The 22,447-nt window shown below is 73.8% G+C and carries 21 protein-coding genes and 1 riboswitch; of the genes, 14 read left to right on the forward strand and 7 right to left on the reverse strand.

The annotated features are described in order from the left end of the window. Positions 1-162: 162 nt before the first annotated feature. Positions 163-2,127, reverse strand: a complete 1,965-nt coding sequence (locus ACZ38L_RS15350) for a S53 family peptidase (protein WP_465693056.1) — start codon at positions 2,125-2,127, stop codon at positions 163-165. A gap of 574 nt (positions 2,128-2,701) precedes the next feature. Next, positions 2,702-4,144 carry an aminotransferase-like domain-containing protein gene (locus ACZ38L_RS15355; RefSeq protein WP_465693058.1) on the reverse strand — a complete coding sequence of 481 codons (1,443 nt, stop codon included), beginning with the start codon at positions 4,142-4,144 and terminating at the stop codon, positions 2,702-2,704. Between ACZ38L_RS15355 and ACZ38L_RS15360 the strand changes: the two genes are divergently transcribed. After that, positions 4,143-5,054, forward strand: a complete 912-nt coding sequence (locus tag ACZ38L_RS15360; RefSeq protein WP_465693060.1) for a DMT family transporter — start codon at positions 4,143-4,145, stop codon at positions 5,052-5,054. The genes ACZ38L_RS15355 and ACZ38L_RS15360 overlap by 2 nt on opposite strands. Before the next feature lie 202 nt (positions 5,055-5,256). Then, positions 5,257-6,480 (forward strand): glycoside hydrolase family 3 N-terminal domain-containing protein, encoded by a 1,224-nt coding sequence (locus ACZ38L_RS15365; protein ID WP_465693062.1) that lies wholly within the window; start codon positions 5,257-5,259, stop codon positions 6,478-6,480. Positions 6,481-6,562: 82 nt separating this feature from the next. Here ACZ38L_RS15365 and nagB read toward each other — a convergent pair whose 3' ends face one another. After that, positions 6,563-7,345 (reverse strand): glucosamine-6-phosphate deaminase, encoded by a 783-nt coding sequence (nagB, locus tag ACZ38L_RS15370; RefSeq protein ID WP_465693064.1) that lies wholly within the window; start codon positions 7,343-7,345, stop codon positions 6,563-6,565. A 211-nt stretch (positions 7,346-7,556) separates the two neighbouring features. Between nagB and ACZ38L_RS15375 the strand changes: the two genes are divergently transcribed. Together ACZ38L_RS15375 and ACZ38L_RS15380 are read left to right on the forward strand one after the other, a co-directional pair. After that, positions 7,557-9,134 carry a M1 family metallopeptidase gene (locus tag ACZ38L_RS15375; protein ID WP_465693067.1) on the forward strand — a complete coding sequence of 526 codons (1,578 nt, stop codon included), beginning with the start codon at positions 7,557-7,559 and terminating at the stop codon, positions 9,132-9,134. Positions 9,135-9,208: 74 nt separating this feature from the next. Beyond that, positions 9,209-9,574: a hypothetical protein gene (locus ACZ38L_RS15380; RefSeq protein WP_465693069.1), complete on the forward strand. Its 366-nt coding sequence runs from the start codon at positions 9,209-9,211 to the stop codon at positions 9,572-9,574. Between the two features lie 57 nt (positions 9,575-9,631). Here the strand turns inward: ACZ38L_RS15380 and ACZ38L_RS15385 are convergent, their stop codons facing one another. Then, positions 9,632-9,901 carry a GlsB/YeaQ/YmgE family stress response membrane protein gene (locus ACZ38L_RS15385; protein ID WP_465693072.1) on the reverse strand — a complete coding sequence of 90 codons (270 nt, stop codon included), beginning with the start codon at positions 9,899-9,901 and terminating at the stop codon, positions 9,632-9,634. A 326-nt stretch (positions 9,902-10,227) separates the two neighbouring features. Here ACZ38L_RS15385 and ACZ38L_RS15390 point away from each other — a divergent pair, with 326 nt between their 5' ends. Beyond that, on the forward strand, positions 10,228-10,425 hold the full coding sequence (locus ACZ38L_RS15390; protein WP_465693074.1) for a hypothetical protein: 198 nt from the start codon (positions 10,228-10,230) through the stop codon (positions 10,423-10,425). A gap of 12 nt (positions 10,426-10,437) precedes the next feature. On the opposite strand, the gene ACZ38L_RS15395 is transcribed toward ACZ38L_RS15390, so the two are convergent. Next, entirely contained in the window at positions 10,438-11,235 is a 798-nt protein-coding gene (locus tag ACZ38L_RS15395; RefSeq protein ID WP_465693077.1) for an SAM-dependent methyltransferase, read from the reverse strand. Positions 11,236-11,984: 749 nt separating this feature from the next. On the opposite strand from ACZ38L_RS15395, the gene ACZ38L_RS15400 reads away from it, so the two are divergent. The 4 genes from ACZ38L_RS15400 to ACZ38L_RS15415 all read left to right on the forward strand — a co-directional run bounded on the left by ACZ38L_RS15400 (position 11,985) and on the right by ACZ38L_RS15415 (position 15,509). Next, complete coding sequence (locus tag ACZ38L_RS15400; protein ID WP_465693079.1) at positions 11,985-12,929, forward strand: heavy metal-binding domain-containing protein; 945 nt, start codon at positions 11,985-11,987, stop codon at positions 12,927-12,929. Between the two features lie 88 nt (positions 12,930-13,017). Then, the gene (locus tag ACZ38L_RS15405; RefSeq protein ID WP_465693081.1) at positions 13,018-13,848 is read left to right on the forward strand and encodes a heavy metal-binding domain-containing protein; all 831 of its coding nucleotides are present in this window, start codon (positions 13,018-13,020) and stop codon (positions 13,846-13,848) included. 127 nt (positions 13,849-13,975) lie between these two features. Then, positions 13,976-14,407 carry a hypothetical protein gene (locus ACZ38L_RS15410; RefSeq protein WP_465693083.1) on the forward strand — a complete coding sequence of 144 codons (432 nt, stop codon included), beginning with the start codon at positions 13,976-13,978 and terminating at the stop codon, positions 14,405-14,407. A gap of 185 nt (positions 14,408-14,592) precedes the next feature. Then, a riboswitch (cyclic di-AMP (ydaO/yuaA leader) is annotated at positions 14,593-14,718 on the forward strand. 5 nt (positions 14,719-14,723) lie between these two features. Further along, positions 14,724-15,509, forward strand: a complete 786-nt coding sequence (locus ACZ38L_RS15415) for a LysM peptidoglycan-binding domain-containing protein (RefSeq protein ID WP_465693085.1) — start codon at positions 14,724-14,726, stop codon at positions 15,507-15,509. 321 nt (positions 15,510-15,830) lie between these two features. Here the strand turns inward: ACZ38L_RS15415 and ACZ38L_RS15420 are convergent, their stop codons facing one another. Next, on the reverse strand, positions 15,831-16,253 hold the full coding sequence (locus tag ACZ38L_RS15420; RefSeq protein ID WP_465693087.1) for a MarR family winged helix-turn-helix transcriptional regulator: 423 nt from the start codon (positions 16,251-16,253) through the stop codon (positions 15,831-15,833). A gap of 187 nt (positions 16,254-16,440) precedes the next feature. On the opposite strand from ACZ38L_RS15420, the gene ACZ38L_RS15425 reads away from it, so the two are divergent. From ACZ38L_RS15425 to ACZ38L_RS15445, 5 genes are all read left to right on the forward strand, one after another. Continuing rightward, entirely contained in the window at positions 16,441-19,473 is a 3,033-nt protein-coding gene (locus tag ACZ38L_RS15425; RefSeq protein WP_465693089.1) for an NACHT and WD repeat domain-containing protein, read from the forward strand. A 309-nt stretch (positions 19,474-19,782) separates the two neighbouring features. Beyond that, positions 19,783-20,223 (forward strand): hypothetical protein, encoded by a 441-nt coding sequence (locus tag ACZ38L_RS15430; protein WP_465693091.1) that lies wholly within the window; start codon positions 19,783-19,785, stop codon positions 20,221-20,223. After that, positions 20,115-20,726: a C40 family peptidase gene (locus ACZ38L_RS15435; protein ID WP_465693093.1), complete on the forward strand. Its 612-nt coding sequence runs from the start codon at positions 20,115-20,117 to the stop codon at positions 20,724-20,726. The genes ACZ38L_RS15430 and ACZ38L_RS15435 overlap by 109 nt, the downstream gene beginning before the upstream one ends. Before the next feature lie 89 nt (positions 20,727-20,815). Further along, on the forward strand, positions 20,816-21,262 hold the full coding sequence (locus ACZ38L_RS15440; RefSeq protein WP_465693095.1) for a hypothetical protein: 447 nt from the start codon (positions 20,816-20,818) through the stop codon (positions 21,260-21,262). 215 nt (positions 21,263-21,477) lie between these two features. Next, positions 21,478-21,879 carry a VOC family protein gene (locus ACZ38L_RS15445; RefSeq protein WP_465693097.1) on the forward strand — a complete coding sequence of 134 codons (402 nt, stop codon included), beginning with the start codon at positions 21,478-21,480 and terminating at the stop codon, positions 21,877-21,879. Positions 21,880-21,931: 52 nt separating this feature from the next. On the opposite strand, the gene ACZ38L_RS15450 is transcribed toward ACZ38L_RS15445, so the two are convergent. Next, positions 21,932-22,444: a methylated-DNA--[protein]-cysteine S-methyltransferase gene (locus tag ACZ38L_RS15450; RefSeq protein ID WP_465693099.1), complete on the reverse strand. Its 513-nt coding sequence runs from the start codon at positions 22,442-22,444 to the stop codon at positions 21,932-21,934. Positions 22,445-22,447: the final 3 nt, after the last annotated feature.

The raw sequence follows: 22,447 nt of genomic DNA on the forward strand, positions 1-22,447 counted from the left end.
GACGCCTCTTGCCCCCCGCTTTTCCCTCCCCCCTCCGCATCTCTCGCCGCGGCCGCCCCCCCATCCCCCACCCCCCCCCCACCACCACCACCCCCCCCCCCCCCCCCCCCCCCCCCCCCCCCCCCCCCCCCCCCCCCCACGGTCATGTCTTCCGACGTGGCGTCAGGAGACGTTGAGGGCGGTGTCGTCCAGCACGAAGCTGGTCTGCTCGGGCGAGCTGTTCTCGGTGCCGACGAACTTCACCGTGATGCTCTTGCCGATGTAGGGCGCGAGGTTGACCGAGTACTGGGTGTACCCGTTGTTCGCGTTCAGGTTGGAGTAGGTGGCCAGGGTGGTCGTGGTGGAGCCGCTGATCACCTCGACCTTGAGGGTGTCCTGCGCCTGGCTGGTGGTCTTGTCGGTGTCGACGTGCAGCCAGTAGGAGAGCCGGGCGTTGACGCAGCCGGTCGGGACGGTGACGGCCTGCGACAGGGTGTCGGTGTGCGAGGCGCCGTAGCCGTCCAGCCAGGCGTCCCAGTTACCGGAGTGGGAGGGCTCGTCGATCACGTCGTTGTTGATGACGCCGGCGGTCGCCGTCCAGGGCGCGGCGGTACCGGTCTCGAAGCCGGGGTTGCCGAGCAGTTGGGCGGAGGTGCAGCCGCCACCGGAGCCGGCGATGGTCCAGCTGAAGCTGGCGGAGCCGGTGGCACCGGTGCTGTCCTTCGCCGTCACCGTGACGCTGTAGCTGCCCGCGGCACTCGGAGTACCCGAGATCAGACCACTCGACGAGATCGACAGACCCGTCGGCAGACCCGTCGCGGAGTAGCTCAACGTCTGACCCGAAGCCGAGTCAGTACCACTGATCTGCAACGACGCGGCCGTACCGACCGTGCCGCTCTGGTTGCCCGGGTTGGTCACCGACACCGTGTTGCCGGTGGACGAGCCGCTGGAGAACGCGGTGATGCCGTTGGGGGTGCCCCAACCGGTCGGGCCGTCGTAGCCGGGACCGGCGGTGCACAGGTACGACGGCGAGCAGGTCGCGGTCGAGCCCGTGGTCACGTCGTTCAGGGCCGAGGTGTGGGCGTAGATGTCGGAGGCCGGGGTGGAGCCGGCCGCCGGGGTGCCGCCCAGCGCGTAGACCGAGGCGATGATCGGCGAGGCCACCGAGGTGCCGCCGTAGACGTTCCAGCCACCGTTGCTGTTGTACGTGTCGTAGACGGCGACGCCGGTGGCCGGGTCGGCGACCGCGGCGGTGTCGGCGACGGTGCGCATGCTGCAGCCGGTGTCCTTCTGCCAGGACGGCTTCGGGTCGTCGGCCGAGCAGCCGGAGCCGGCGCCCTCGGTGGAGGAGGTGCTCCACACGGACTCGGTCCAGCCGCGCGCGTTGGAGGCGGTGGAGAGCGAGGTGCCGCCGACCGCGGTCACGTACTGGGACGCGGCCGGGTACTCGACGCCGTAGCCGCTGTCACCGGAGGAGGCGGTGACGGCGACGCCCGGGTGGTCGTAGTACTCGCTGTCGTAGGTGGTGTCGTTCGACGCCTCGGAACCGCCGTAGCTGTTGGAGACGAACTTGGCGCCCAGGTTGACCGCCGCGTTCACCGCGGTGCCCAGGTCGTCGTTGCTCTCGGAGCTCGCCTCGACCAGCGCGATGTGGCAGTTGGGGCAGATCGCCGAAACCATGTCGACGTCGAGGGACTCCTCCCCCGTCCAGTCGTCGCTCGACGGCGCCGGCGAGGGCAGCGGGCTGGCCTGGCCGTTCTCGTTGACCTTGGTGAAGCAGCCGTTGGCGGTGGTGCAGGCCGGCAGGCCGTACTGGCTGCGGTAGACGGCCAGGTCGCTCTCGGCGTTGGGGTCGTCGTAGGCGTCCACGACGGCCACCGTCTCGCCCCCGCCGTTCGCGGCGGCGGCCGAGGCCAGGTTGTAGGCGGACTGCAGGTCGCTCGGGCCGAAGCCGGACACCGTGGCGTTCGGAGAGGCCGAGGCGAGGTGCGGGTGGATGTCGGTGCGCTTCAGCGCCAGGCAGGACATCTCACCGGGGTGCGGGGCCGAGCAGACCTGGTGCACGTCGGCCGGGAGCGCCGTGACGGCGGGGGTGCCGGCCATGGCCGGCGCGGCGGCCGCCAGGCCACCGGTGATCAGGGCGCCCACCGACGCGACGGAAAGCGCTGTTCTGCGCAGGCTCCGTCGCGGCGCGGAACGGTTGGCGGTGTGCAACTGACAGCCCTCCCAAGGGAGTGGGGGCGGCACTGGGTCAACACCCGTGTGGGGTCGCCGATGGACGTGCCGGCCCGGGGACAGGGAATCGCGCACGTGCAGACCATGCCCACGCCGAAGGAACGGACGGGTTACGCCGTTCCGCACGGAGAGTGACAGATCATGGGCATGACATTGTGGGGGCCGGTACCCCACCCGATGGGGCATGGGTCCGGGGAGACGAAGGTAGCGGAGCCGGTTGCGGGCCGACAAGGCACGGCGCATGGACGGTAATGCTGCGGTAGAGGGCTTTTACGGCCTATGGCGGGATTGACACCGCGTCACTCCCGGTTCCCACCAGCAGCCGACGCGCGACCCGCTCCGAACCGAGCTGCCAGCTCACGCCCTCGCAGGGCCAACCCGCCAGTAACCCCCGGTGACTGACGGGCCGGCGCCGCCTCCAACCTGTGGGCCACCGGGGCCTAGATGAGAATTTCCGGGGTACGGCTCCGGCTCCCGGCCGGCATGGTCAGCCCAGGCCGATCGAAGCACCGGCCGCGGCCAACCGCCGGACACCCTCGCTGACTTCGTCGACGTTGGCGGTGTCGGCGAAACTCAGTCGCAGATGCGGCGCCGGGGCCTCGGCCACGAAGTACGGGCGGCCCGGCGCGACCGCCACGCCCTGGCTCAGCGCGGCGGCCGTCAGCGCGGTCTCGTCGGTGCCGAACGGCAGCCGCAGCCACAGGTGGTAGCCGCCGCCGGGGACGTACTCCGGTTCCGCGTACGGCAGTTCGCGCCGGAGGGCGGCCAGCAGCGCGGCGCTGCGCTCGCGCAGGCCGGCCGCGACCGCGCGCAGGTGGCGCGGCCAGGCGGGCGCGCCGACGAGTTCGAGCGCGGCCTCCTGGAGCGGGCGCGGCACGAAGAAGCTGTCCACCACCTGGATCGCGCGCAGCCGTTCCAGTACCGGACCACGGGCGATCAGCGCGCCCACCCGCAGGCTCGGCGAGGTGGGTTTGGTGAGCGAGGTGACGTGCACGACGGTGCCGTCCTGGTCCTCGGCGACCAGCGGCGGTGGCAACGGGCCGCCGTGCGCCAGGCGGCGGGCGAAGTCGTCCTCGACGACGAACGCGCCGGCCGCCCGGGCGATCCCGACCACCTGGCGACGCCGCTCGGCGCCGAGCACCGTGCCGGTCGGGTTCTGGAAGAGCGGCTGGCAGAAGAAGACCCGGGCGCCGGTGGCCGCGAAGGCCTCGGCGAGCAGCTCGGGGCGCACGCCGTCGGCGTCCACCGGCACCGGGATCGGGCGCAGCCCGGCCGCGCGGGCCACCGCCAGCGCGCCGGGGTAGCTGGGCGCCTCCAGCAGGACCGGTGCGCCGGGTGCCGCGAGGGCGTGCAACGCGGTGGTGAGCGCGGCCTGGCCGCCCGCGGTGATCAGCACGTTCGCCGTGCCGACCGTGCCGCCGACCTCCCGGGCGAACCAGGCGCGCAGCGGGGTGAGCCCGGCCATCGGCGGCCGGTCCCAGGCGCCGGGGCGGCGGGCGGCACGGGCGAGCGCGGCGCCGAGGGCCTGCTCCGGCTGGAGCGTGGGGTGCAGGTAACCCCCGTTGAGCGCGATCACGCCGGGTGGCGGGGCGGTCAGGGTGGCGAGCACGCCGGAGGCGTCGACGGTGCGCGGGGCCGCGTCGCCGGTGCCCTCGGCGCTGAGCGCGATCTGCTGCCAGGAGGTGTCGGCGGGACGGACGGTGGCGGCGGGGACGGCCGGCCCCTGCGCGCGGTAGGTGCCGGCGCCGGGCCGGGTGACCACCAGCCCCTCGGCGGCCAGCACGGCCAGCGCGCGGGAGACCGTGACCGGACTGGAGCGGAACCGCTCGACCAGCGCGCGACTGGACGGCAGTCGCTCGCCAGGCGAGAAGCGCTTCACCTCGCCACGGAGCAGTTTCGCCAGACTCTGCGCACTGATACCGTCGTTCATGAGAATCAAAGATAGCGTTACAGCGGAGCTTGGGATAGCGGTTCAGGCCCGGCCCAGCCGTCCCGTGCGCGGGACGTCGCTCGCCGCGCTCGGGGTGGCGATCTTCTCGTTCACCTTCCCCGCCACGCACTGGGCGCTCGGCGGGTTCGGGCCGTGGAGCACGGTCACCCTGCGCGCGGTGCTCGCAGCCGGTACGGCCGGCGGCTGCCTGCTGGCCGCACGGGTGCCACCGCCCGAGCGCCGGCACTGGCCGGCACTCGCCGCGGTCGGGCTCGGCGTCGTCGTCGGATTCCCGCTGCTGACCACGCTCGCGCTGCGGACCACCCAGACCTCGCACGCCGCCGTCGTGATCGGCGCCCTGCCACTGGCCACCGCGGCGCTGGCCGCGGTGGCCACCCGGACCCGGCACTCGCGTGCCTTCTGGCTCGCGGCGCTGACCGGGACGGCGGCGGTGGTCGTCTTCGCGCTGGCGCAGAGCCAGGGACGGCCGACCACCGGGGACCTGCTGCTCTTCGCCTCGCTACTGGTCTGCGCGGCCGGCTACGTGGCGGGCGGGCGGCTGGCCCTGGTGCTGCCCGGGTGGCAGGTGATCGGCTGGGCGCTGGTCGGCGCGCTGCCGCTGACCGCGCCGGCGGCCGTGCTGGCCGCCCTCGTTGAGCCGGTCCATCCCACCGGGCAGGCCGTGCTGGGGCTGCTCTACCTGGCACTGGTCTCGCAGTTCATCGGGCTGATGGTCTGGTACCGGGGGATGGCCGAGGTCGGGGTGGCCCGGGCCAGCCAGCTGCAGCTCGCCCAGCCGCTGCTGACCCTGCTGTGGTCGGCGGCGCTGCTGGGCGAGCGGCTGGGCGCCGCGACACCACTGACGGCGGTGGCGGTGCTGCTCTGCGTGGCGGTCACCCAGCGGGCCTGATCGGCGGGTGCGTCACCCGTTCGGCCGAGCATCCGATCGGCGCGGACGGCACGTCAGCACCGATCGGAGGGGCATCCGTCCGCCCGAAGACGTCGCGCGGGTGTGGGAGGAGGCCGCGTAGGCTGGGCCGCCCGGCCCGGGTGCCGGAACCGACCACCAGGCCGGAGCCGTCCCGGGCACTGTGAACCACAGGAGAACGACCTTGTCCTCGCCCGCCCGCTGGATGGTCGGCTGCTGCGTGCTGCTGCTCACCGCCTACGCGTCGGTGCAGGAGTCGTCGGCCCAGCGCGGGCCTGTCCAGTCGCGCGCCGGCCGGCCGCCGACCGCCCCCGCGTCCCCGTTCGCGGCCTCCTCGCCGAGCGCGGGGCCCTCGGCGAGCGACCCGTCGGCGGGCGCGCCGGGCACGACCACGGCCGGTCTGACCCCGCGGCAACTCGCGGGCCAGCGGGTCGTCTACTCCTACTCGGGCCTCACCCCACCGCAGTCACTGCTCCAGGACATCCGGGCCGGCCAGGCCGCCGGGGTGATCTTCTTCGGCGCCAACTACCACGACCCGGACCAGTTCCGGGCGGCCGTCCAGACGCTGCGGCAGGCCCAGCAGCAGAGTCCGGTGCACTCGCCGCTGCTGCTGATGACCGACCAGGAGGGCGGCCTGATCCGGCGCCTGCCCGGCGCCCCGGAGTTGTCCGAGCGCCAGATCGGCCAGACCGCGCCGGCCGCCGCCGCGGCGGCGGCGCAGGCCGGGACCGGCGCCGGGCAGAACCTGACCGGCTTCGGGCTGAACGTCAATCTCGCGCCCGTGCTGGACGTCTACGACCAGCCCGGCAACTTCATCGACCACAACCAGCGCTCCTACGCCCAGAGCCCCGCCAGCGTCGCCACCCTGGGCAGCGCCTTCATCGCCGCCCAGCAGCAGGCCGGGGTGGCCGCGACCGCCAAGCACTTCCCCGGGCTGGGGACCGCGCCCACCGGACAGAACACCGACGCCGGCCCGGTCACCCTGGCGGAGTCCCTACAGCGGCTGCGCGGCACCGACGAGGCGCCCTACCCGGCCGCGATCGGCGCCGGGGTGAAGCTGGTCATGCTCTCCTGGGCGGTCTACCCGGCACTGGACGCCACCCGGCCGGCGGGCCTCTCCCCCGCCGTGGTGCAGAGCGAGCTGCGCGGCCGGCTCGGCTACGACGGCGTCACCGTCACCGACGCGCTGGAGGCCGGCGCGCTGCGGGCCTTCGGCGACACCGGCCAGCGCGCGGTCGACGCCGCGTCCGCCGGGATGGACCTGCTGCTCTGCTCGGCACAGGACCCCGGCGAGGGCGAGCAGGCCACCGACGCGCTGGCCGACGCGCTGAGCGCCGGAGAGCTCGACCAGACCGGCTTCTCCGCCGCCGTCGACCGGATCACCGCGCTGCGCGACGACCTGCACTGACGGCCGTCCCCGGCGGCGGGCGGGGAGACGACGGCGGCCGCGCGCCGCCCCGGGGCCCGGCCACCGCTGTCGTGTGGGGTTCCTACAGGCGCTGCCAGGCGGGCTTGGCCGCGTAGGTGGCGCGGAAGTAGTCGGCGAGCTTGAGCTCGGAGGCCGCCGCCTCGTCCACCACCACGGTCGCGTGCGGGTGCAGTTGCAGGGCTGAGGCCGGCACCAGCGCCGAGAGCGGGCCCTCGACGGAGAGCGCGACCGCCTCGGCCTTGGCCTCACCGGTGGCCAGCAGCACCAGGTGGCGGGCCTCCAGGATGGTGCCGATGCCCTGGGTGATCACGTGGTGCGGGACCTCGTCCAGGCTGTCGAAGAACCGGGCGTTGTCCTCCCGGGTCTGCTGGGTCAGCGTCTTGATCCGGGTCCGGGAGGCGAGCGAGGAGCAGGGCTCGTTGAAGCCGATGTGCCCGTCGGTGCCGATGCCCAGCAGCTGCAGGTCCACGCCGCCGGCCTCGGCCAGCGCGCGGTCGTAGGCGGCACAGGCGGCGGCGATGTCGGCCGCGCCGCCGTCCGGGCCGAGGAAGGCGTCCTCGCTCAGGCCGAGCGGGGCTATCACCTCGCGCAGCACGACCGAGCGGTAGGACTCGGGGTGCCCGGCCGGGAGTCCGACGTACTCGTCGAGCTGGCAGACCCGGGCCCGCGAGACGTCCACGGCGCCCTGCCGGACCTTGGTCGCGAGGGCCTGGTAGATCGGCAGCGGGGTCGAGCCGGTGGCCACTCCGAGGAGCGCGTCGGGCTTGCCGGTGAGCAGGTGCGCGATCGCCGAGGCGATCAGCTCGCCGCCGGCCGCCGCGTCCGGAACAATCACAACTTCCATGCCGATCCCCGTCTCCGAAGCATCCTCTAAGTGGTGTAGACCAATCTAGCAGAGCGGCGATCACCCGGACGGCCCGGCGCCGCCCCCGCCCGGGACGGGGCGATACCCCGTCCCACCCCTCACGAGGCGCGGCGCGCCCATGCCCGCGCACACCCCGGCGCACGCCGCACCGCCGCTACCATGCGTCACGGATCCCCTACGGACGGAAGCGATGCCGATGCCGGTCAGCCCCCTGCTCGCCCCCGCCGCGGCGCTCGTACTGGCCCTGGTGGCCAGCACCGCCACCGCCGCCCCGGCGCCCCCACCGGCCTCCCACCGCGACCCGGTCTTCCCCACTCTCGGTAACCTCGGCTACCACGCGCTCGGCTACGACCTGGACCTCGACTACCACCCCGGCCCCCGTACGGTCGACGCCACCGTCACGCTGACCGCGCGCAGCACCCAGCGCCTCACCCGCTTCGAACTCGACTGCCTGGGCCTGGACGTGCACCAGGTCCGGGTCGACGGCCGGCCCGCCGCCTTCACCCCGCACGACGAGAAGCTGACGATCGTCCCGACCCGCCCGATCGCGGCCGGGGCCGTGCTGACCGTCCGGATCACCTACACCGCCGACCCGCGCAGGCCCCTCCCGCACACCGGCTGGGTGCCCACCCCCGACGGCTTCGCGCTGGCCCCCCAGCCCGCGAGCGCCCACACCGTCTTCCCCTGCGACGACCTGCCCGCCGAGAAGGCCGCCTTCACCATCCATCTCACCACTCCGGAGGGCACCGGCGCCGTCGCCAACGGCTCGCCGACCGGCGAGCTGCGCCACGACGGCCTCGTCACCCGCACCTTCGTCTCCCGCGACCCGATCGCCCCCGAGCTGGTCCAGGCCGCGGTCGGCTCGCTCACCGTGATCAACCACCCGGGCCCGGACGGGCTGCCGCTGCGCGACGCCGTGCCGACCGCCCGGGCCGCGGGGCTCGCCCCCGCCCTCGCCCTCACCACCGGCCAGCTGTCCTGGATCGAGCAGCGGCTCGGCCCGTTCCCGCTGGAGACCTACGGGCTGCTGCCGGTCAACAGCGACGATCCCAGGGCCTTCGGCTTCACCGGCCTGGAGACCCAGACCCTCACCCTCTACAAGCCGGACTTCCTCGAGCAGCCGGAGCGGCTGATCGGCGCGCACATGATGCACGAGCTGGTGCACTCCTGGTTCGGCGACAGCGTCAGTCCGCGCACCTGGGCCGACCTCTGGCTGAACGAGGGCCACGCCGACTTCTACGGCCTGCTCTACCGCTACGAGCGCGGCTGGCCCGACTCGCTCGGCCTCACCACACTGGACGCCCGGATGCGGGACACCTACGCGCGCGGCGACCAGTGGCGGCACGACTCCGGCCCGGTGGCCGCCCCCGGCCAGGCCGACCTCTTCGACGACCAGCGCTACCTGGGCGGTGTGCTGGTCCTCTACGCGCTGCGCGAGCAGGTCGGCCCCGGCGTCTTCGACCGGATCGAGCGGACCTTCCTGCGGCGCTACCGCAACTCCAGCGCCTCCACCCGGGACTACGTCGACACCGCCAGCGAGGTCTCCGGGCAGGACCTGCACGGCTTCCTGACCGCCTGGCTGTACGGGAGCCGGACGCCGCCGATGCCACACCACCCCGACTGGACCACCACCGCCGTGACCACCGGCCCGGCCGCCGGAGCGCACCGGCAGGACGAGGCCGCGCCCCCTCGCCGGCCGTTCCCCACGCCGGCCGCGGCCGGTGACTCCCCCGCCGCGCCGGGGTCTCAGCGCCGCCCACAGGGGTAGGCGGTACCACACCGGGGTCCGGGCGACACCGCCCGGACCGTGCCGACAGCGACCGACAGCGACCGGAGGCCGACATGGGCAGCAGCGACAGCAGCATCGAGAACACCGGGAGCCCGACCAGGAGCACAACAGGCGGCCCGGGCCGTCCGGCCGGAGCCGAGGAGCCGACCTGCTGGGCCGCCTGGACCACCAAGCACCTGAACTCCGGGCCGGGCGGAGTACGGACCGTGGAGGTCGGCGTGATGACCGGCGACCTCACCGTGCACACCACCTGGACCGGCTCCGAGGCCGTGCTGACCGTCCAGTACACCGGCGCGCTCGACTGGCACACCCTGGAGGGCAGTCCGCTGCCGGCCGCTGACGAGAACACCGCCCGGGCGCTGCACCAGCACGCGGTGGAGGCCGTCAAGGCGGGCGGGGGCACCGGCCTGCTCCGCTGAGCAGCGCACCGGTCCGGTCGCGCCCCTCGCCGGGCGCGGCCGGACCGGTGCCGATCGCTACCGTCTGACCCTCCGCTTCATCCACATCGGGCTGACCAGGCCGACCAGGACGACCGCGAAACCGATCTGCAGCAGGTGCCGGATCCAGTCGATGCCGGAGGTGTGGCGCACCCCGATCCAACCCGACACGGCGTTGCCCAGCAGCGCGCCCACGGCACCGAGCACGATGGTGAGCCAGAGCGGGATCGGCTGCTTGCCGCGGAGCAGCATTCGGGCCAGCACGCCGAGGATCAGGCCGATGATGAGGATCCACACGATCTGGAACATGACGCCTCCAGTTGGCCGAGCGGCCCTCACAGGCTAAGCCGAGACCGGTCGACCCGGCATCCGCTGCCGGGCGGCAGACCGTTCGCATAGCCGTGGACACGGAGGGCAAGAGGCTCGTACGGAGCGTGAATGACGCGCCGATCACCCCTGCCCCATCCCGGAGGCTGTCATGGCCTGGCGGTCTGATATCTCGTCATGGCTGTCCCGGCTGACCGGCTCAGTCGCGCCCGGCACCCAACCCGAGCCGCCTCCCGACACCGGGTCGACCTCCCCGCCCCCGACCGGCCCCGACCCCGCGGCCGGGCGCGACGATCGACCTCACCGTCGTGCTCGGCGCGCACGCCGTCACCTGGTACGTCAACGGCGCGCCGGTCTTCGCCGACCAGCGCGGGGTCGGCGCCTCGTTCAGCGCCTACCTGATCATCAACATATCGGTCAGCGACGGCACTTACCACCCGCGCCCGGATCCGGCGCACCCCGGGGGCCTCTCCTGGACCTGCCACTCGCTGACCGTGCTGCGCTGAGTCGGGCCCCGCTCAGAGCTTGCGGCCGACTCCCGCGTACATCCAGCGGGTGGTGCCCTCGGTCGGGCCCTCCGGACGCCAGAGCGGAACGAAGTCGACGCCCGGCTCCTGGATCTCCCAGCCGTCCAGGAACCGGGTCACCTCCGCCCGGCCGCGCAGTCGGATGCCGGAGGCCGTGTTGTCCCAGGTCTTGACGACCTCCGCGGCCCGCTCGGGGCTGCCCTCGTGGGTGCTGTGCGAGAGCAACAGGTAGCTGCCGGGGGCGACCCGGCTGCGGACGTGCTCGACCGCTGCCCGGGCCTCCTCGTCGCTGACGAAGTGCAGGACCGCGAGCAGCAGGACCGCCACCGGCTGGCCGAAGTCCACCAGAGCACGCAGCTCGGGGCGTTCGAAGAGTTCGTCCAGCTCGCGGATGTCGCCGGTCAGGACCGTGGTGGTGCGGTTGTCGGCGAGCAGCGCCCGGCCGTGGGTCAGCACGATCGGGTCGTTGTCGACGTAGACCACCCGGGCGTCCGGCGCCACCGCGTGGGCCGCCTCGTGGACGTTGCCCGGCGAGGGCAGCCCCGCGCCGACGTCGACGAACTGGCGGATGCCCGCCTGCGCGCACATCCGCACCGCGCGCCGCAGGAAGGCGCGGTTCTCCCGGGCAGCGGCCGGGATGTCGGCGGCCGCGCCGATGGCGTGCTCGGCGGCGGCCCGGTCCGGCGGGAAGTTGTCCTTGCCGCCGAGCCAGTAGTCGTAGATCCGGGCGGGATGCGGGCGGTCGGTCTGAAGTCCCGTCATGTCGCGTTCGTTCTCGGACTGCTGCACGTGCGCCCCCTCGTGGTTCGACCGCCCGTTCGCGGTTGGCGGAAGCATAACCACGCCGCTCGCCAGCCCCTCCCACGGGCCCCGCGACCGCCGACTCGGCCCGGGCCGAGGCCCACGTTCCGGCCGGGGTCCGCGAGCTGACCGTCCACCAGCTGCTCAGCCACACCGCCGGGCTGGCCACCGGGACGCCCGGCCCCTGGCGGAGCGGACGTGCCGCGTTCCGAACCGCCCACCGGCACCGGGGTGATGATCCGGGCCGCCTTCCTCCCCGCCGGCGACGAGGAGGTGTTCGCCGAGCCCACCCTCGCCGAGACGCGCCGGCCCGTCGCCGTGGACGGCGAGGAGCTGACCGCCGGCTGCGACCCGGCCCGCGCCTCGCGGTTCCGATCCGAGCCGGACGGTCGCCGGACGGCTCCTACCCGGGCCGGACCCCGCAGGTGGTGCGGACCGCCGAGGGGGCGGTCGGCTGCCCGGGGATCGGCAGCTCCGTGCGGACCCGCGAGCCGCGCGGACCGGGCGAGGCGGTGCCCGGCGGCGTCGATCCGCGGGGTTGGCGGACGGGCTGATCGGTGCGCCCCCTCCCGCACACCCGGTGAGGTGGGGCGTTACGGTTCTGTCCTGGTTCGGCGGCTGTCCGGTCCGGTCGGCTGCGCCCGGCCGGAGCTACCGCATAGGGTGCCTTGTCGGACCTCACCGGGGGGCCTCCGCCAGGAACGCCGGACCGGCCGGACAGGAACGGGTGTGGACGCATGACGGAGTCGTGGAGCGGGGCGGGGCTGCCACCCACCGCCGCGGCGCGGGTCGCCGAGGGGCGGGCCAGCGGGACGTGGTCGTCGGCGCTGTCGACGGGCGAGTTCGCCGCGATCAGGTCGGTCGGGTTCGAACCGGTCGGCCAGGTGATGGGGTCGGCGGTCTACCACGTCGGCCGCAGCGGCCGGTACTGGGGCTACCACTCCTGCCTCTACGCCGGCGCGGGTCGCCTCGGCGGCGGATACGGCACCGCCGGAATCGCCCTGTCGGGCAACGGCGCGCCCTCCGCCGGGCTGGTCCAGGTGATGGACTCGGCGCGGCGCACCGCGCTGGGCCGGATGACCACCGAGTGCGCGGCTCTGGGCGGCGACGGCGTGGTGGCGGCGCAGCTGACGATGGCTCCCTTCCCGGCCGCGCCGAACTGCCTGGAGTTCAAGGTGATCGGTACCGCGGTGCGGGCGATCGGCCCGGTGCGGCCGCGCCGCCCGTTCACCTCGCACCTGGACGGCCAGGGCTTCGCCAAGCTGATCGCGGCCGGCTGGGTGCCGGTGGACCTGCTGGTCGGGATGTCGATCGGGGTGCGCCACGACGACTACCTGACCCGACGGCAGAACTTCTCCTGGTCCAACCAGGAGATCGACGGCTGGACCGCCCTGATCCACCACGTCCGGGCCGACGCCCGCGCCCAGCTGCACCACCAGGGCGTGCGGCACGGCGGCGACGGCGTGATCCTGGCCGACAGCGATCTGCGGGTGTGGGAGGAACCCTGCATCCGCAGCTCGCAGAACAACGAGCAGACGGACCACATCGCGGAGAGCACCCTGGTCGGCACCGCGATCGCTCGGTTCGCCACCCGGCCGGCCGAGCCGCGGACGCTCACGGTCATGCCGCTGAGCGGCGGCGACCGGCTGCGGCGCCGCCTCGCCCAGGCCGCCCACCGCTAGTCCAGCTCCGGCCCGGCGCCGGTACCCGCCTCGTCCGGCCCGTCGTCAGGCCGTCCGCCATCAGCACAGTCAGGGGAGAACGACCCACATGAGCACCTTCGATCCCACCGCGCAGGGTGTGCCCGCCGACGCGATGCGGCGGCTGGCCGAGCTGGAGCCCGGCAAGCCCGGCTCGATCTTCACCAGCGACCTGTCGGTCAACGAGTTCCTGCTGGTCCGGGAGGCCGGGTTCCAGCCGATCGGCCTGGTCCTGGGCAGCTCGATCTACCACGTCGGGATCCAGCTCGGGCGCTGGGGCAAGAACCAGGAACTGGAGACGCTCAGCCAGGCGATGTACCACGCGCGGGAGCTGGCGATGACCCGGATGGAGGCCGAGGCCGCCCAGCTGGGTGCGGACGGCATCGTCGGGGTCCGGCTGAGCGTGGAGGCCCGGGAGTTCGGCTCGGACATCGCGGAGTTCATCGCGATCGGCACCGCCGTCAAGGCGGACCAGCCCGCGCCCGGCGGCACCAGCTGGCGCAACAACAAGGGCCTGCCGTTCACCTCCGACCTGTCCGGCCAGGACTTCTGGACGCTGATCCGGGCCGGCTACGCGCCGCTCGGCATGACCATGGGCACCTGCGTCTACCACATCGCGCACCAGAAGATGGGCTCGGTCTTCTCCAACATCGGCAAGAACGTGGAGATCGAGCAGTACACCCAGGCGCTCTACGACGCCCGTGAGCTGGCGATGGCGCGGATGCAGGCGGAGGCGGAGGAGCTGCACGCGGAGGGCATCGTCGGTGTCCAGCTGAACGCCCACAACCACCGCTGGGGCGGGCACACCACCGAGTTCTTCGCGATCGGGACGGCGGTGCGGCCGCTCCGCGCCGACCACGAGATCGAGCGGCCCACCATGGTGCTGAGCCTGGACGGCTGACGCCGTAGGCTGCTGGACCGGCGGGGCGGCCTGTTGTGGCAGCCCTGCCGGTGGCGCGGCGGGACCTGCCCGCCGTGTGCCGGACGAACCGTCAACCGATCGTCAAGCGATCGCATCGAGGAGCGACATGACCGACCACGGCGAGCTCGAACCGGCTCCGGAGGACCCGGGCTCGATCGACCTGCTCGCGGCCGCCCTCCGCCGGGACGCCGCCGACCTGGAGGTCTACACCCAGGTGCTGACCGGCGCGCTCGCGGACGCGCTGCCGGCCGACGCGGTGGCGGTCGAGCGCAAGCGCAGCATGGGCGACCGGGTGGCCGGCCGGCCCGGGCGGATCGAGCGGATCGAGGTCTCGATGGAGGACCAGCGGCTGATTCTCAGCGTGGCGCACGGACGGCCGGCGGGTGAGGTGTGCCGGGTGGTCCGGGGCGTGGTGCTGTCACGGCGGCCGGTGCCGCTCGACGAGTGGGCCCGCGAGCTGGCGGCGGCCGTGACGGCGCGGGCCCGGTCGGACGCCCGGGCCCGCGCGGCGTTGGAGCGGCTGATCCTCGGCGACTGAGCCGGCGTCCGACCGTTCGATGGCGGGCTTAAACGTGATACAGGTCACACAAGTTGTACAATCACCCCCGGCCCACATACGGTGCTTCTCGTTCGTTCCCATACGAACCCCGTTTCCCGGAACGCCGAATCCTGCCGCCGGACGGAACGGGCACGCGCAGAGCACCACGGCAGGGGCGGGGGACCCAAGGTAAGTCGCCTCACCCGGAGTTGATCCGGGCGGGGCTAGGGGTGAAGTCGCGCCTTTCGCGCGGCCGGGCAACTCCAGCCCGAATCCGACAGCTCACCTCGCAGGCGTGGGAGAGGAACCACGCTTCATGATGTCCTTCAACGGCCGTCCCACCCTGCCCAGCCGCAACACCCTCAAGCGCGTCGTCGCGGCCGCCGTGGTGGCCGGTGCCGGTGCCGGTATCACCGTCGCCGCCGCGGGTGGCGCCACCGCGCAGACCGCGCCTTCCTCTCCGTCCGCCGGGTCGGCCTCCGCGCAGTACACCGTGGTCAGCGGCGACTGGCTGTCGAAGATCGCCACCGCGCACAACGTCCAGGGTGGCTGGCAGAAGCTGTACGCCCTGAACAAGTCCGTGCTGACCAAGGGTCCGGACGTGCTCTTCCCCGGCCAGAAGCTGACCCTGACCGGCAGCCTGCCGACCTCCGGCGCGCAGCAGCAGGCCCCGGCCGCCGCCAAGCCCGCTCCGCAGCCGTCCACCGCCCCGGCCGCCAGCACCCAGGGCACCGGCCAGTCGACGACGGTCGCCAACGCGCCGGCCGGTGGCCAGGTCACCGCCGTCCCGGTCGCCGCCCCGGCCGCGAACACCCCGGCCAGCCTGCAGGCGCTGGCCGCGACCATCGTTCCGGCCGACCAGCTGGCCTCGTTCGACCAGATCATCACCCACGAGAGCGGCTGGAACGTCACCGCGACCAACCCGTCCTCGGGTGCCTACGGCCTGCCGCAGGCGCTGCCCGGCAGCAAGATGGCCTCGGCCGGCGCCGACTGGCAGACCAACCCGGCCACCCAGATGCGCTGGGCGCTGCAGTACATGAACACCACCTACGGCAGCCCGAACGACGCGTGGGCCTTCTGGCAGATCCACCACGCCTACTGAGCCACCGCGTCAAGCGCTGGCGTAGGCCGATGACCAGGCCTGCCGAGCAGGTCTGACCGGCGGATCCGCCCCCCAGGGATCCGCCGGCGAGGGCCGGTCGGCCGGCCCGCTGGATCCGGTCCACTGATCGGGACCGTCCAGCGGGGCCGTCGACTCCCTCCGTCGATCGGGAAACCGTGTGCCGGCCTGTCCGGCGGGCCTGCGGGTCCGCCCGGCCACGGGCCACCGGTCGCCACTCGGGGCCCGGTTCGCCGTCGTGCGAGCCGGGCCCCGCGGTCGTTCCCGGGCTCGGTGCCGCCGGGCCGGCGGGTCGAGGCGGCGTCAGTCCGCTTGGCCGTAGCGGACCAGGTACTCGGCGAGCCGGGCGACGTCCTCGTCCGACCACTCGGTGAAGCGCTCGGTGAAGGACTGCCGGCGCTGCTGGTAGGCGTCCCGCAGCAGGGCCAGGCCGGCCTCGGTGGGTCGCAGGATCTGGCCGCGGTGGTCCTCGGGGTCGGTCTCCCGGCGCAGCAGGCCGAGCTTCTCCAGCGAACCGACCTGACGGCTGACCGTCGACTTGTCAAGCATGAAGTAGGAGGCCAGGTCGGCCGCCCGGCAGCCGCCGCGCTCGTACATCAGGTCGAGCATGCTGTAGGTGACCAGCGAGAGGTCGGGGTGCAACTGGGAGGCCTTGTGCCGGGCTCGCCGGGCGAAGGCGGTCAGCTCACGCTGGATGATCTCGATCGACGCGTCTCGGCCGGTCACGGCTGCTCCTAGCTCTCGGTTGTGCGCTACAACTGTACGGGCCGGGCGGCCCTGCCACCGGAAGCCCTCGGCCGCACGCCGCCGTCACCCACTCCGGTGACCGTGGCGCCGGCCTTTCGTCACAGCCGGTAACCTGTCGACGACTGATCGGGGCGGCCCTGGGCGGGGCTGACGTACTGTCACGGGGGTGCGCGTGGACGGGGATCCGCCGGTGGCCGGATCGGCCCCCGAAACAGAGGAGTTCGGCGCCGCGCTCCGTCGGCTGCGGACCTTGCGCGGCCTCTCGCTCACCGATCTCTCCCGGCTGGTCCACTACAGCAAGGGATACCTGAGCAAGATCGAGAACGGTGGCAAGCCCGCCGGGTCCGATCTGGCCCGGCGCTGCGACCAGGTACTGCGGGCCGACGGGACATTGCTGCGGATCGCCGAGCGGCCGGTGGCCCCGCGTGTGGTGCCGGCGCGCGAGGTGCCGCGGCTGCCGCCCGAGCCGGACGTGCCCTGCCCGTTCCCGGGGCTGGCCGCCTTCCGGCCGCACGAGGCGGCCTGGTTCGCCGGACGCGACGGCGCGCTCGGCGCGCTGCTCGACCGCCTGGGCGAGCGGGCCGGGCGGGGGCCGCTGGCCCTGGTCGCGCCCTCGGGGGCCGGGAAGTCCTCACTGCTCAACGCGGGGTTGCTGCCGGCGCTCGACCGGGCCGGGTCCGCCGCCCGGGGCGGGCTCGGCCGGCGCCGAGCGGTGGTCCGCACGCCGACCGCGCACCCGCTGACCGAACTGCGCCGGGCCCTCGGCGGGGTCGGGCCGGCCGAGGAGCTGCTCCTGGTCGTCGACCAGTTCGAGGAGGCCTTCACCCTCTGCGCGGACGAGGAGGAGCGACGAACCTTCGTCCGGGTGCTCTGCCTGCTGGCCGCACCCGTCGGGCCGGACGGCTCCGCGCTCTCCGCCGCCGACTCCGCCGCGCTGGCCGACGCGGGCCTGACCGAGCTGGTCGAGGCCGCGCGCGGCGGCCGGCCCACCGGCGCGACGGCCGGCACCGTAGCAGGGATCCCGCACCAGACCGGGCCGGTGCCGCCGGTCGCCGGGCCGGTGCCGGCCGGCTCCGCCCGTACGCCCGAGTCCGCCGTCCCGGGCAGCGCGGACCGCACCGCCACCGCGCCGCCGGTGGTGGTGCTCGGAGTCCGCGCCGACTTCTGCGGTCGCTGCCTGGAACATCCCGAACTGGTCCCGGTCTTCACCCACGGCCTGCTCGCGCTCGGCCCGATGACCGGCGCCGAACTCCGCGAGTCGATCACCCGACCGACCACGAAGGCCGGTCTGCTGCTGGAACCCGGGCTGGTCGAGGTCCTGCTCCGCGATCTGGGCCTGCCGGCCCACGACGCCGTAGCCGACCCGGGCCTGCCCGAGCCGCACTCCGGCCCCGGCCCGACCGGCGTGCTGCCCCTGCTCTCGCACACCCTGCTGGCGACCTGGCAGCAGCGCGAGGGCCGGGCCCTGACCGTCGCCGGCTATCTGCGGACCGGCGGGATCCACGGCGCCATCGCCGCCACCGCCGAGAACGTCTTCACCCGGCTCTCCCCCACCGAACAGCAGACCGCCCGGCACCTGCTGCTGCGGCTGGTGCACGTCAGCGAAGACAGCGAGGAGACCCGCCGCCCGGTCGGCCGCGAACAGCTGTTGCAGCAGCTGCCGAAGCCGGCCCCGCCCTACCGCTCCGCCCTGGTGCCCGACGCCGCCGTCCCGGCCGGCGCCGCGACCTGCTCCCGGCCCTCCCCCGCCGCCGTGCTGGACGCCTTCGTCCGGGCGCGGCTGCTCACCGTGGACAGCGAGACGGTCTCGATCACGCACGAGGCGCTGCTCCGGGCCTGGCCACGGCTGCGCGGCTGGCTGCACGCCGACCGCGCCGGTCTCCTGGTCCGCCAGCAGTTCACCGAGGCGGCCGCCGAGTGGGAGCGCGAGCGGCGCGATCCGGCGCTGTTGTACCAGGGCGCCCGGCTGGCCGCCGCCCGTGAGTGGATCCAGGATCCGAGCCGGTTCACCGCCCTCGCGCCGCGCGAGGCCGCCTTCCTGACCGCCAGTCACGACCAGGAGTACCAACGCCGGCGCACCGCGCGCCGGCAGGTCCGGCGCGACCGGCAGCTGCTGGTCACCCTGGCCGCGCTGCTGGTGCTGGCGGTCGCCGCCGGCGGCCTGGCCCACCAACAGCGGGCGGCGGCCTTCGCCGAGCGGCGGATCGCGCAGTCCAGGGCCATGGCGGCCGAGTCCGCCGCGCTCGCCGCCGGCCGGCCCGAGGCCTCGATGCTGCTCGCCGACGAGGCCTACCGGACGGCGCCGACCGCCGAGGCTCGCAGCGCGCTGCTCAGCACCCAGGCCCAGCCCTTCGCCGGGCGGTTGCTGGGCCACACCGGACCGGTCAACGCGGTGGCGTTCAGCCCCGACGGCACCCTGCTGGCCACCGCCAGCTCGGACGGCACGCTGAAGCTGTGGACGGTGGCCGATCGCCGGTTGGAGGCCACGCTGACCGGGCACGGCGGCTCGGTGAAGGCGGTGGCGTTCAGCCCGGACGGTCGCACGGTCGTCTCCGGTAGCTCCGACGGCACGGTCCGGCTCTGGGACGTGGCGGATCGCCAGCCGACCGTGACGCTCTCCGGCCATGGCGGCGTGGTTCGCACGGTCGCCTACAGCCCGGACGGCCGGACCGTGGTCTCCGGTGGCGCCGACCGGACGGTCCGGGTCTGGGACACCGCCAGCCACGCCCTGCTCAGCACCCTCACCGGCCACACCGACGAGGTGCTCGCGGTGGCCTGCAGCCCGGACGGCCGGACCATCGCCTCGGGGAGTGATGATCTGACGGTCCGACTCTGGGATGTGAGCGGTCGGCGCCCGATCGCCACGCTCACCGGTCACACCGGGGCCGTGCGGGGCGTCGCCTTCGCCCCCGACGGGCGAACCCTGGCCAGCGCCGGCAACGACGGCACCGTCCGCACCTGGGACACCATCAGCCACGAACTCACCACCACACTCACCGGACACGGCGGCGCCGTGTGGTCCGTCAGCTTCGGTCCGGACGGCGGAACACTGGCCAGCAGTGGGAGCGACGGCACCGTGCGGCTGTGGACCTTCGGGACCCAGGATCGGCAGAACGGGATCTGCCGGGAGCTGGCCGGCGGGCCCGACCGGTGGGCCAAACTGCTCCCCGAACAGCCGTACCGCTCGCTCTGCGGGTAGCGCCGGCCCCAGGGTTTCCGCAGCGTTTCCGCAGCTCATCGCTGTTTCCCCAGGTGTTTCCCGTTTCCCGGCCGATTGGGCGACGGGCGTCCCCTGGACACCACCGGGCAGCACCGGCCACTCTCGAACCACCGGCGGCCGGACCGACCGCCCACGGTCCCGCCGACCGCCCCGGTCCGGCCGCCGAGCCCCTCCCTGACGCCTGTTGACGCCTGTTCAGGCCGCTGATCCGTGCTGCCCGCAGCCGGTCCCCGGCCTGCCGGATGTCCGCTGACGAACCCGACGAACCCGACGAAGTGGAGCAGCACCATGAACCTCCGGATCAACGGACGCCACCGGACCGGCGAACCCCTCCGGGCCGACCGGCGCCACCACGCCAGGACGGCCGGCACCGTCCTCGGCCTGCTGGCGCTGGCCGCCCTACCGTTCACCGCGACCGCCGCCCGCGCCGCCCCGGCCATCGGCCCGCTGACGGTCAGACCGGCAGCCGTCGGCGCCCCCGCCGACGACACCTGCGACGTCCTCGCCCCGGGCGCTTCGGCCGCGGCCGAGAGCGCGGTGCGGGCGGCCTGCCAGCAGATCGGGGTCTGGTACAGCTGGGGCGGCGGCCACGGGCCGGCCCCGGCCCGACCTACGGTCAGGTGGACCCGACCGACCCGGCTAGCAACGACGACCCCTCGCGCCTCGGCTTCGACTGCTCCGGCCTGGTCCGCTACGTCTACGCCCGGGCCACCGGGCAGGACTTCCTGAACGGGGACGCCGGCCAGCAGTTCCACACCGTCCACGCCGACCAGCGGTTCACCGCCGCCCAGGGCAGCGGCCCGCTGCTCCCGGGTGACCTGCTGGTCTACGGCACCTCCGACAACCTCCATCACATCGCCGTCTACCTCGGCGCCGGAAAGGTGGTGGAGGCCCGCCAGTCGGGCACGCACGTCATGGTCAGCGACGCCCGGCTGGACGGCGACTACTACGGCGCGGTCCGGATCAACCCCGGCCCGGTGACCGGCCCGACCTTCCAGACCTGGGGCGAGGGCGTCTGGACGCACAGCCAGGCATCCACCACGAGCCCGCAGGCCTACGCCTTCGGCGGGCCGACCACCGTCCGGGTCAGCTGCCAGGAACACGCGGAGAGCGTGACCGCCGAGGGCGTCACCAACGACGCGTGGTCCTACCTGCCGGACTACAACGCCTGGTTGAGCAACATCTACGTCCAGGGACCGGCCTGGCTGGACAACGTCCCCAGCTGCACCTGACGCCGCGTCCCTCCCCCTACCTTCTCCGCTCCCTCCCCGCGGGGTGGCCCGGCCGCCCCCGCGACAACCCCCACCATCAGGAGAGAAACATGTTCAGGTTCCGAACCGCAGCCGTCGCCTCGGCCGCCCTCGCCCTCGGCGCCGGCCTGCTGATCGTGGGCCCGGCCGGCCCGGCCACGGCCTCCGCCTCGGACTGCGCCGGCGGCGCCAACGGATTCGTCGACGTCCCCGACAACGCGAGCGGCACCGTCGAGCGGTCGGTCACCCACGACGCGGACACCATCTCCTTGCGGCTCGCGGGCGGTCGCGGCTTCGCCAAGATCGAGGGCTCGACCCGGTCCGGCGAGAGCGTCTGGATGGACTGGACCCGCGACGGTGGTCACACCTGGTTGCAGTGCGGTCCGTTCGCGGTCGACCACGGCGACAACTCGTCGAAGACCTCCCCCTCCAAGGCCACCAGCTCCGACCCCAACCACCGGTTCCGGGCCTGCGGTCTGACTCTGGACCAGGCCATCACCTGCACCGACTGGTGGTAGGCCGGCCCTCGGTCGGCCGGAGCGGGTGAACAGACCGTAGTCGATTGGTCGGTTGTCGCGGAGCGCTCCGCGACAACCGGCCGACCGCGCACGAACCAGCGTTCCGCTGACAGGCGGTACGGATGCGCCTAGGCTCGCCTGTGGGGCGCCCAACCGTGTCACCACCCGGGTGGGGCGGCCGAGGTGCCCGCGCCGAGCTCAGGGAGGCAGTCCAGGTGTCCATCGAGCTGAACCACACCATCGTCCTGTCCCGTGACAAGCGGGCTTCCGCCGAGTTCCTGGCCAGCACGCTGGGACTGGAGGTCGGCGCCCCCACGGGACCGTTCCTCCCGGTCGCCACCGGCAACGGCGTCACCCTCGACTTCGCCGACAGCCAGCAGCCGATCACGCCGCAGCACTACGCGTTCCTGGTGTCCGAGGAGGAGTTCGACGTGATCTTCGCCCGGATCCAGAAGGCCGAGATCACCTACTACGCCCAGCCGACGCTGGAGGGGCGTGGAGAGATCAACCACCGTGAAGGCGGCCGCGGTACGTACTTCCTCGACCCGAACGGCCACTACCTGGAGATCCTCACCCGCGCCCACGGGACGGGGTCCGGAGCGAAGGCCGCCGCCTGATCCCTCCGAAGCCCGCCGTCCTCGCCCTCGCCAGCCGCTCCCCACCCTCGGCTCAGCCGAGGGTGGCCGGGAGGGCGCCCTCGTGGGCCAGCAGGTACTCCTTGCGCTCCAGGCCGCCCGCGTAGCCGGTCAGCGAGCCGTTCGCGCCGATCACGCGGTGGCAGGGGCGCAGGATGAGCAGCGGGTTGGCGCCGATCGCCGCGCCCACCGCGCGGACGGCCGCGCGCGGGGCCCCGATCTGCTCGGCGAGCCGCCCGTAGGTGGTCGTGGAGCCGTAGGGGATGCTGTCGATCGCGGCCCAGACCCGCTCCTGGAAGGCCGACCCGTGCGTGGTGATCTCGACCTCGAAGTCCTTCAGGTCACCCGCGAAGTACGCGCTCAGCTGGCGCTCCACCGCCGCGAAGGCGGCCGGTTCGTGCCGCCAGCCGTCCTGGACGACCACCGCCCCCTTCTGGCCGGTCATCGAGACGGACGACAGGGCCAGACCGCCGGCAGCCGTCGCGGACTCCTCGCCGACCAGCAGCAGGTCGCCCAGCGGGCTGTCGATCGTGGTGTGGACGGTCATCGG

It is taken from the genome of Kitasatospora sp. NPDC024654 (assembly GCF_055559155.1).